Below are 10162 nucleotides of genomic sequence, written 5' to 3'. Positions count from 1 at the left end.
CAGGACCGGGGGGATGGCGGAGAAGAACAGCCACGAGAGCGACACGACCGCCAGCCCGAACAGCAGCACGACCCACGGCGCCAGGAGGATGGCCGCCACGATCGTGAACAACAGGGTCCGCGACCACGCCCGCAGGAACGGGGGACGGGGCTGGTCCGCCGGCCACGCCTCCCGCACGAGCAGGGTGTCGAGGGCGCTGCGGAACAGCAGCAGGACCACCAGCTCCACGAAGAAGGCGGGGAGGGAGCGGTGGTAGACGACCAGCCAGCGCAGGTCGTGGAACACGCCGAACGGCGCCGGCGCCACCACCTGCGGGGCCATCCCCGCCGCCCAGCCGGCGTGGAGCAGCTCGAGGATCCCCGCCTCGAGGGCCGCCAGCCCCACGCACAGGGTGACCAGGCGGCGCCGGCCGATCAGAAAGGCGGCGGGGCCCGACCGCCGGCGGGACCTCGCCAAAGTCCCGTACACGGGTGTCAAGTTACCCACGCGGGAGGCCCGATCCCACCCCGGAGCGCCTATTTCGGGGCGTCAGGCCCCCCCGGCGCCCAATCGGCGGAGGGCCGGCTCCTCGAACCAGGGCCGGAGGCGGATCCGGGCCGGGGGCAGGTGCCCGTAGACCAGGACGCCGTGGCCGGGCGGGATCCGCCTCAGGGCGTCCGTCGGCGCCAGGCGGCGGAAGGAGGTCGACTCCGTGGTGCTCCGGCCCCCGCTCTCGTCGACCGTCACCGACTCGGTCGCCGCGCCCGACTCCCCCACCAGCCCGCTCAGCTGCTCGAGGGTGGCCGGATCGGACACCCCGGACAAGAGGACCTTGGCCCGGTGGTTGTTCACCACCGACGCTGCCCGGGCGCCGTAGCGCGCCGTCACCTGGGCCAGGTCCTGCCACACCGTGACCAGCTGGATCCCCTGCCCGGCGCCCGTGGCCGCCAGGGCGTCGAGGTCCTCGAGCGGGGCCACCGCCGCCGCCTCGTCGAGCACGACCAGCAAGGGGGGGTCCAGGGGTCCGGCGCGGGCCGAGCTCCGGTCGTAGACGGCGGTCACCACCTGTTCGACGAGCGTGCTGAACAGCGGCCGGAGCCGCTTCTGCTCGTGGGAGGGGGCGCACAGATAGAGGGTGTGCCGGCCGCCGTCGAGGAGCGGGGCCGGGTCGATCTCGTCCGCACCGGGCGGGGGCTCCGCGTCGGGGTCGGCGAACGGGTCGAGCACCGTCTCGGCGGTGGTGAAGATCGAGCTGCGCGCCCGCTCCTCCCGGCCGAAGCTGGCCTCCGCCGCCAGCAGCGCCTCCTCGACGCCGGCGGCCGCCAGCACGTCGATGACCTCGGCGGTCTCCTGGGTGTCGACCCAGCGGACCACATCGGCCATCGTCCCCCCCGAGACCGCGGCCGCGAACAACAGCGGCGCCAGGAGCTTGGCGGAGGTGGCGTACCAGAAGTCGGCGTCGGAGGGGCCCACCGTCCCGGAACGGGCGGCGTTCACCAGGGCGGCGGCGGCGCGGCGCGCCCCGCTCCACGTCGTGGCGGCCCGGAGCGGGGACCACGAGTCGCGCACCAGCCCGGTGGCGGCCGCCGGGTCGTAGATCCACGTACGACCCATGGCCGCCCGCGCTCGGTGGGTCGCGTGGAGCAGATCGGTCTTCACGCTCGTGACCAGGGCCGGCCCCTGCCATTCGAGGAGGGCAGGAACGGCAAAGCCGACCGTCTTCATCGTCTGCGTCGGCCCCACCACGAGCACCGACTGGCGCGCCTCGGCGGCCAGCAGCCTGCGACCCGACCGTCCGATCACGAGCCGTCCCGCCTCCGGCCGGCGCACCACTAGAGGGACGAGGTCGGAGCGCGACGCCCACTTCGATCCGGCCTCCGACGCCGTCGGTCGCGCCTGACCGCCGCGCACTGCGATCCGTCCGCGGGCCGGGCGCCGATGAGGCCGCGGCCGGCCCGTCCGACCCCGGGTGAGGGCGCGCACCACGAACGCGGTGCCGAGGCCTCCGGCCAACAGGACGCCGGCCGCCAACCAGAAGACCACCCGGTTGGGGCTGCACGCCGGGCCCGTCCGCACCGGGGCCCCGGGGCGGGACACGGCGGTCACCGCCAGCTCCAACGCCGCGCCGAGCGGGGGGATCCGGCAACCCGGGCCGCCCGCTGCCGCGGCCGTGGCCGCCCCGCACCAGGCCGCCAGCGCCAGCCCGGCCACCGACGCCCCCACCGCCAGCCCGAGACCGGGACCGGCCCCCGTTCCCGGGCTCCGGCCCGGTGGGGGGAGACGCCGGGGCGGGACCGGACGGCGGGTGATCATCGGGCCCCGCCGGTCATCCGGGCGTCAGTGTCGACGAGGGCGGCCTCGAAGCGGCTGAGGCGGTGCTCGACGAGGAACGAGCGACGGCCGACCTTCCAGAGGCCGACCCCGCGCCCCAGCCGAGGAAGAAGATCGGCCTCGGTGCCGGTGAGCCCGAGCACCTCCCGCGACGCGTCGGCGTCGCCGAAGGACTGGGCGTACACGACCCGGGTCTCACTGTCGGACAGGAGCCCCTCGGCCAGGAGGGCCTGCTCCGACCCCGCCGGCCCCACCGCCCGCAGGTCCGACAGGCGGTGCATCACCGCCACGTTGGACACCCCGTAGGCGCGCGACAGCTTCCAGCACGCCTGCAGCCATCTGGCGATGCCCAGGTTCGACAAGACGGCCCAGGCCTCGTCGACGACCAGGATGCGCCGGGCCGGGCGCACCCCGTCCTGGACGCGGTCGAGGGCGGCCTGCACCCACGCCGTCGCGCACGCCATGAGGATCCCGAGGGCGGCCGATCCGTACACCGCCGACAGGTCGAGCACGACCAGCGGGGCGTCGAGCGCCAGGCCGGCCGTGGTCGGTCCGTCGAACATCCCACGCAGATCCCCCGTCACCAGGCGGCGCAGTTCCAGGGCCACCTCCCGGCCGTCCTCGGCCAGAGTGGAGGCGTCGGTGGCGATCTGGGCCGCCAGCCTGGCGTCGGGCCGGAACAGGGAGTCGACGACATGGGGCAGGAGGGGACGTCCGCTCGTGCGCGCCTCGGTGTCGCCGAGGGCCACGTCGAGGGCGGCGCGCTCGCGCGGCAGGAGAGGGCGCGCCAGGCAGGCCTCCGCCAGAGACGCCAGCAGCGTGAGGCGCCGGTTGGCGGTCGCCGCGCCCGACCGCGACGTCCGGGGGCGCCGCCCCGGCGGGCCGTCGAGAGGGTTGAGCCGCAGCCGGCCGCCCGGCGCCAGCGTCAGAGGCCGGACGCCCCAGCCCGAGGCGAGGGCTCCGTATTCGCCCTTCGGGTCGACGACCCAGGCCTGGCACCCGAGCAGCGACTGGCGCCAGAGATACGTCTTCAGGAGCGAGCTCTTCCCGCGGCCGATCTGGCCGACGACGAGCACGTTGGGGTTGGTGAGCACGCCGGTCGCGTACAGGTCGAACGGGTCGAAGCAGAAGGACCCGCCGAGCAGGTCCCGGCCGATATAGGGGGCGCTCACCCCGAGGGCGGGCTCGGCGACGAAGGGATACAGCGCGGCCAGGTGGGCGGTCGTGGCCCGGTGCGCCGGCGGGATCACCGCAGCCCCCGGGCCACCGGCAGGACGTAGGTGAGGGCCTGGTCCTGCTGGCCGTACAGGCGGCGCAGCTCGAGGCGGGACTGGGCGGCGGCGTGCTCGACCTCGGCGCACGACCGGTCGAGCGCCGGTGCCGACGCCGCCACCACGTCGACGTAACCGGAGAACCGGTAGTCGGAGTGGCCGTCGGCCATCTCCGCCTCCCGCCGGGCCATCCCCTCGGCCTGCCGGGTGCGCCGGGCGGTGGCGAGGAAGCCGCCCCGGCGGCGCAGCTCCTCGTCGGCCGCCCCCGAAGTGCGCGCCGCCTCCACCTCGCGCGTGGCGCGCCGGGGGCTGACCGGCTCCATCGTCACGGACACGGCGCGCACCCCGGGAGCCAGGAGCAGGAGCGGGATCAGGAAGTCGGGACCCACCTCGGACCGGGGCCATTCCGCGACCCAGTACACGGCGTGCCATTGCCCGTCGGCGCGCACCGCGTCCCAGCGCGTCTCCATCGCCACAGGCCACGCCGTCCGCCACTGACCGGCGCCGCCGTGGAAGCCGGCCGCCACCGCCGTGACCATGGCGCCCGGGCCGAGCGGTCCGGAGACGTCGATCTCGGCGCCGCGGAGGCTGGCCTCCAGCACCGCCACCTCCCGCCCGAGCAGGGTGAGGGCACCCGCCTCTCCCCCGCCCGCGGCCCGCACCTGGCGGCGGCAGCGGCCCGGCGCCACCGCCACGACCATCAACGTCTGATGGCTGGGCGTCACCGGGCCGGCGCCGGCCACCAGGTCCCGGTAGGAGCCGGCGGCCTCCGGCGGGGCATCGGGAACGAGGCGCTCGGTCAGCGCCGACTGGAGATCCGCGCTGTCCCCCGGCAGCGACCGCTCGACCCACTGGATGCGGTGGACGACGCTGCCCTCGCGTGCCAGTCCGGCCAGGACCGAGCCCCACGCCGCCAGCCGCCGGGACTTCTCCTGGCCGTCGGTCAGGGCGAAGCCCCCGCCCGCCACCGCCACCGCCGCGCAATAGACCCCGCCCGCCCGGTCGTGCACCACCCCCAGGAGGCGCCTCGCCTCGGCGGAGTCGTGCACCAGGAAGCGGGCCCCGCGGAGCGCTGGCGGCGGTGACGGCGCCGGGCGGCCCGCCACCGCGTCGCCGCCCCGCCACCTCCGGGTCCCGGAGACCCGTCCCGCCCACCACCGCACGAGGACGGGCGCCCACTCCTCGGCGGTCCGGCCGGCGACCGGCACGAAGGCGGCCGCCGTCCCGACGAGTAGCGACCCGGCGCCGAGGACCAGGCCGACCACGGTCGGCGCCGATCGCAGGGCCAGGACGGCTGCCACCAGACCGGTGCCGATGCACAGCACCTGCCCGCCGGTGAGCCCGGCGATCACCCCCTTGCGCTCCAGCGGCCCGAAGCGGTACTTCGCCTCGGCGGGCTGGGCGCTCATGACGCCCGTTCCTTCGGGGGCTCAACCGGCCCGTCCCGGTCACCCGCGGCGTGCCGGCCGGCCCCCTCCGGCCCCCCGCCTCCGGTGAGGCCGGCCCCTGGGGAGGACAGAGGTCCGAACCAGTCGGCCTCCCGGTCGGCGATGCCCGGGGAGTACTGACGGCCCGGGGCGGGCGGGGTGCCGCCCGGACCGCCCTCCACCGGACCGACGTAACCGGGTCCCACTCCCCCGCCTGCCACCGGAAGCAGCGAGCGGGCATTCCAGGCCGCGAGGGCGGGCCGGACCGCGGCCCGCCGGCTGAGACCCTCCATGTGGGCCACGGCCCCGAACTCCGCCATCGGGATGAGGCGCAGGAGCGTGTACGGGGCCCCCGCCGCCAGGAGCAGGAGGCCCATGCCCGTGAGGAGGGAGCCGAAGCCCCCTGCGGCCAGGGCGCCGACCGCGAGTGAGAGGACGCCGACAATCACCAGCTTCGAGAGCACGAGGGCGGCGATGGTCTCGGCCAGACGGCGGGCGATCCGGGACGCCGCCGGCCACGCCAGGGTGACCATGGCGAGCGGGAGGAACAGGGTGGCGGCGTCGACCGCCAGAGAGCGCAGCAGCAGCTCCATCCAGAGCAGCAGCCCGCCGAGCACGACTATTAGTGAGACCACCAGGGTGACGAACGCCGGCACCGCCACCGCCCCGGCGGCGCCGGCCCCCACCAGGTAGGTCTCCATGGTCGTGAACAGGTGATGCAGGTCGTGGCCGGTGTCGGCGGTGACCGCGTTGCACAGGAGATCCACGAGCGAGAGGGACCACTGGACGATCCCGGCCGCAGCTCCCGTGAGGATGACCGCCATCGGCAGTTGCACGACGAGCACCCGCAGCACGAGCGCGGGGTCCTGGCGGACGACGGCGTGCATGGCCGACACCGCGAGCATTACGACGAGCGTCAGGACGGCCAGAGCGACCATGACGCTGTAGCGGGCCTGGAACCACCCCTTGTCGAGCTGGGGACGGGTGGTCGCATCGATCAGGCCCCCTACCCCGTTGAGGATCCACGCCGCGGCCGAGGCGACGGGCGCGGCGATGACGTCGACCATCCCTTTGACCGCGTTGCCGATCGTGTCCCTGATCAGGGGACCGATGACCGGAACCGACAGGGCCGTGACCGTCAATGAAGGGACTGGCCCTGGTCGAAGAACAGCCGGATCAGGGAGGGACCGGCGCCGATCAGCAGGGCGGCCAACGCCGAGGTCACCACCGCCCGCCGGCCCGACACCGACTGGTGGAAGTTCTGCGAGTGCGACCCCACCACCCACATGGCCGCCCCGACCAGGAGGCCGATCAGCGCCACCGCGATCCCGATCCACTCCAGCCCCTGGGCCAGGCGCTGGAGCTCGCTGGTCCCCGGCAGCGTCGGATGCGGCTTCCAGTCCCCGCTCAGGATCGTCGACGCCGACGCCATCACGCTCGACGCCGCTCCGTGCACGGCCATGACCCGGACCTCCTCCTCGGCGGGGCCGTCCCGCCGTTGCGGATGAGCTTAAGTGACTTTTCATGTTGTTTCAAGCTGTTTAGTGCCATACGGTACCCAGATGATCGGCAAGGCCCTGCTGGGGACGGTGGCGGCGGCCCCGGTGGCGGCGGTGGTGCTCGTCGGGTCCCTGCTCGGTGCCACCGGAGGTGTCGCCGGGGGCGGGGCCGCCGCCGGTGTCCCCGCCGCCGGGCCGGAAACCGGCGCCGACATTCCCCCGGAGATGCTGGGCCTCTACCGGGCGGCAGCCGTCACCTGCCCGGGGCTGGCGTGGGAGGTGCTGGCGGGCATCGGCCGGGTCGAGACCGACCACGGCCGGGACGTGGCGGTGTCGTCCGCCGGCGCCGAGGGGCCGATGCAGTTCATGCCCGCCACGTGGGCGGAATACGGCGTCGACGCCGACGGGACGGGTACCGCCGACATCAACGACCCGGCCGACGCCGTGTTCGGCGCGGCGCGCATGTTGTGCGCCGACGGCGCGGGAAGCGCGGCGGGTGTCCCGGGGGCGGTGTTCGCGTACAACCACTCGGTCGCGTACGTGTCCGCTGTGCTCCGCTGGGCGGCCACCTACACGTCGGTGTACGGGCCGAATTGAGGGCCGAATCCCCGACCGGGCACAAATCGGGGCGTACCGTTGCGTGAGTGCACCTTCCCAACGGGCACGACCTGCCCTACGTGGCGGGAATCGCTGCCGCGTGCCTCGCGCTCGTGCTGGTCGCGGCCGGTTGGCTGCGCAGCCGGCGGAACCTGCGCCGGCGCCTGACCGCACTGGCCCTCCGGCTGGCCGACGACCCCCACGGCGTCGGGTCGCGCCTCGAGGGCCTGCTCGCGTACGTCGAGCGCGCCGTCGACGCCGCCATGGCGGACAGCCACGACTCCGCCGCCGGTGCCGCCCGCCTGGCCGGGGCGCTCGACGCCGTCCCGACGGCCGTCGTGGTGTGTGACGAGGACGGCCGGGCCGCCTACCGGAACCGGGCCGCCGACGCCCTGGCCGCGGGTCGTCAGGGCGACGCCATCGTCCGCGGGGCGCTGGACCAGCAGCTCGCCCTGCCCGGGGGCGAGGAGCGGACCGTCGAGCTGCTGGGACCGCCGGCCTGCACCGTGTCTCTGCGGAGCGCGGCCATCGACGACGGGCGCCGGGTGGTGGGCACGGTCGTGATCGCCGAGGACGTCACCGCCCGCCGGCGGGCCGACCGGCTGCAGGATGAGTTCATCGCCAACGCCGGCCACGAGCTGCGGGCGCCGGTCGGCGCCCTGGCCGTGCTGGCCGAGATGCTGGCCGAGGAGGGCTCGCGCGAAGTCGTCCGCCGGCTGGCGGGGCGGCTACTCACCGAGGCGGCAAGGGCCAACCGGGTGGTGGACGACCTGATCACCCTCGGGCGGCTGGGCTCGGTCGGCTCCGAGCGCGAGGAGCCGGTCGCCATCGGCGCCGTGCTGGCCGACGCCGTGGACCGGGTGGGACCACTGGCCGAGGCCCGGGGCGTCCCCATCGAGGTGGCCGCCGGCCCGACCGACGCCACAGTGCGGGGAGACCCCCGACAGCTCGGGGCGGCGGTGTTCAACCTCGTCGAGAACGCCGTGAAGTACTCGCCTGCGGGCCGACCGGTGCGGGTCGCGGCGCGGGATGATGCCGGCCACGTGGAGGTGGTCGTGAGCGACGAGGGCATCGGCATCCCGGCCGAGGACGTCGAGCGCGTCTTCGAGCGGTTCTACCGGGTCGGAGCCCGGGCGCCCGACGGGGCAGGCGAGGATCCCGGCGGATCCGGACTGGGGCTCTCGATCACCCGGTTGGTGGCGGAGGACCACGGTGGGGAGGTGCTGGTCGAGTCCGTCGAGGGGCAAGGGTCGACCTTCGTCCTGCGCCTGCCGCGCTCCCACCAGCCGGTGGAGCAGCGGTGCCGGATCGCGTCGACGACCTGATAACCGAGCTGCGCGCCCGGGGCGGGCGGGTCACCGGCGCCCGGCGGGGAGTCCTGGCCGCCCTGGTGTCGGCCCACGGGCACCTGACCGCCGAGGATCTGGCCGCCCAGGTCCAGGCCGCCCAGCCCGACGTGCACCTCTCCACCATCTACCGCAGCCTCGACGCCCTCGAGCAATTGGGCCTGGTGGACCATGTGCACCTGGGCCACGGGCGGGCCGTCTACCACCTCACCGACGATCCCCATCAACACCTGGTCTGCGAGGAGTGCGGGGTGGTCATCGAGGTGCCCGACAGCACCTTCGGCGAGCTGTCGGAGGAGCTGATGAGCGAGTACGGGTTCGCCCTGCGGCCCAACCACTTCGCGGTGCTGGGGCGCTGCGCCGCGTGCGGCCCGAGCGGGAGCGGCGGCCTCAGCCCCTCGGGCCGATGACCTCCCGGCCGCCGAGGTAGGGGCGAAGGGGGCCGGGAACCGACACCGTGCCGTCCTCCTGGCGGTGGGTCTCGACCAGTGCCGCCCACACCCGCGGCCACGCCAGCGCCGATCCGTTGAGCGTGTGGACGAACGCCGTGCCCCCACCCGATGCGGGGCGGTAGCGGACGTTGGCCCGGCGGGCCTGGTAGTCGCTGAACCACGAGACCGACGACACCTCCAGCCATGCCCCCACGCCCGGGGCGTACGCCTCCAGGTCGAAGGTGCGCGCCGAGGACTGGCCGAGGTCCCCGGTGCACAGGTCGACGACGCGGTAGGTCAGCTCGAGGGCCTGCAGCAGCTGCTCGGCCCGCTCCAGCAGGTCGGCGTGGATGGCCGGGGCCTGGTCCGGCGTGCAGTAGGCGAGGATCTCGACCTTGTCGAACTCGTGCACGCGCAGCAGACCACGGGTGTCCCGACCGGCGGAGCCCGCCTCCCTGCGGTAACACGGGGTGGCGGCGGTGAGCAGGACCGGTAGCTCCGCCTCACCCAGGATCTCGTCGCGGGCCAGTGACGTCAGCGGCACCTCAGCCGTGGGGATGGCCCAGAGGTCGTCGCGCTCGAGGTGGTAGGCGTCGTCGGCGAACTTCGGAAGGTGGCCGGTCGAGACCATCGTGTCGGTGCGCACGAGCGTCGGCGGGCGGATCTCCTCGAAGGTGGGCGTGTGGTGGTCGAGAGCCAGGCCGGTGAGAGCGCGTATCAGCGCCGCGCCCGCGCCCCGGTACAGCGGGAACATCGAGCCGGAGAGCTTGGCGCCCCGTTCCAGGTCCAGGATCCCGAGCTCGGTGCCGACGTCCCAGTGCGGCACCCGCTGGTGGGCGGCGAAGTCGGGCGCCCCGTCCTCACCGATGCGCACGCCGGCGGGGGACCACCACCGCAGCACCGGGTTGTCCTCCGGAGACTCTCCGTCGGGCGCATCCGGAGACGGAGTGTTCGGTATCCCCAGCAGCGCGTCGCGCAGCTCGACGGACAGCTCGTCGATCTGACCGTCGAGCTCCCCCTCGCGCTTGCCGAGGCCGCGGCTCTCGGCCATGGCCTCCTCGGCGGCGGCGTCCTCGCCGGCGCGCCGGGCCCGGCCCACCTCGCGTGACAGCTCCTTGACCCGGGCCCGGACCTGGTCCCGGGCCCCCTTCAGCTCCCGGTCCCGGCGGTCGAGACCGACGAGCCGATCGACCTCGGCGGCCGATACCCCGCGCCGGGCCAGCGCCGCCTTCACGGCCTCGGGATCGGCGCGCACGCGGTGGAGGTCGATCATGCCCTCGA

General features: G+C 74.9%; 10 protein-coding genes. 3 read left to right on the top strand and 7 right to left on the bottom strand.

The window, feature by feature from the left end:
- The 6 genes from VFW24_02315 to VFW24_02290 all read right to left on the bottom strand — a co-directional run.
- The coding region (locus VFW24_02315; GenBank protein ID HEX5265580.1) for a hypothetical protein at positions 1-468 on the bottom strand (468 nt) is incomplete at its 3' end.
- 60 nt (positions 469-528) lie between these two features.
- Positions 529-2292 (bottom strand): type IV secretory system conjugative DNA transfer family protein, encoded by a 1764-nt coding sequence (locus VFW24_02310; protein HEX5265579.1) that lies wholly within the window; start codon positions 2290-2292, stop codon positions 529-531.
- Entirely contained in the window at positions 2289-3560 is a 1272-nt protein-coding gene (locus VFW24_02305) for a hypothetical protein (protein ID HEX5265578.1), read from the bottom strand. Before VFW24_02305 ends, VFW24_02310 begins: the two co-directional genes overlap by 4 nt.
- A complete protein-coding gene (locus VFW24_02300; GenBank protein ID HEX5265577.1) occupies positions 3557-4990 on the bottom strand; it encodes an SCO6880 family protein in 1434 nt (477 codons plus the stop codon). Before VFW24_02300 ends, VFW24_02305 begins: the two co-directional genes overlap by 4 nt.
- Complete coding sequence (locus tag VFW24_02295) at positions 4987-6150, bottom strand: hypothetical protein (GenBank protein ID HEX5265576.1); 1164 nt, start codon at positions 6148-6150, stop codon at positions 4987-4989. Before VFW24_02295 ends, VFW24_02300 begins: the two co-directional genes overlap by 4 nt.
- On the bottom strand, positions 6147-6470 hold the full coding sequence (locus tag VFW24_02290; protein ID HEX5265575.1) for a DUF6112 family protein: 324 nt from the start codon (positions 6468-6470) through the stop codon (positions 6147-6149). The genes VFW24_02295 and VFW24_02290 overlap by 4 nt, the downstream gene beginning before the upstream one ends.
- 100 nt (positions 6471-6570) lie before the next feature.
- Between VFW24_02290 and VFW24_02285 the strand changes: the two genes are divergently transcribed.
- Genes VFW24_02285 through VFW24_02275 form a run of 3 tightly spaced genes read left to right on the top strand, consistent with a single transcriptional unit; the run spans position 6571 to position 8860 of the window.
- Positions 6571-7104 (top strand): lytic transglycosylase domain-containing protein, encoded by a 534-nt coding sequence (locus VFW24_02285; protein ID HEX5265574.1) that lies wholly within the window; start codon positions 6571-6573, stop codon positions 7102-7104.
- Between the two features lie 47 nt (positions 7105-7151).
- A complete protein-coding gene (locus VFW24_02280; protein HEX5265573.1) occupies positions 7152-8429 on the top strand; it encodes an ATP-binding protein in 1278 nt (425 codons plus the stop codon).
- The gene (locus VFW24_02275; GenBank protein HEX5265572.1) at positions 8405-8860 is read left to right on the top strand and encodes a Fur family transcriptional regulator; all 456 of its coding nucleotides are present in this window, start codon (positions 8405-8407) and stop codon (positions 8858-8860) included. Before VFW24_02280 ends, VFW24_02275 begins: the two co-directional genes overlap by 25 nt.
- Here the strand turns inward: VFW24_02275 and serS are convergent.
- On the bottom strand, positions 8841-10154 hold the full coding sequence (gene serS, locus VFW24_02270) for a serine--tRNA ligase (GenBank protein ID HEX5265571.1): 1314 nt from the start codon (positions 10152-10154) through the stop codon (positions 8841-8843). The genes VFW24_02275 and serS overlap by 20 nt on opposite strands.
- Between the last annotated feature and the right edge of the window lie 8 nt (positions 10155-10162).

The sequence above is a fragment of the Acidimicrobiales bacterium genome, assembly GCA_036273495.1.
Classification (GTDB): Bacteria; Actinomycetota; Acidimicrobiia; order Acidimicrobiales; family JAJPHE01; genus DASSEU01.
Note: the sequence above shows the minus strand (reverse complement) of the source record. Positions and strands in the feature narration are given on the sequence as shown.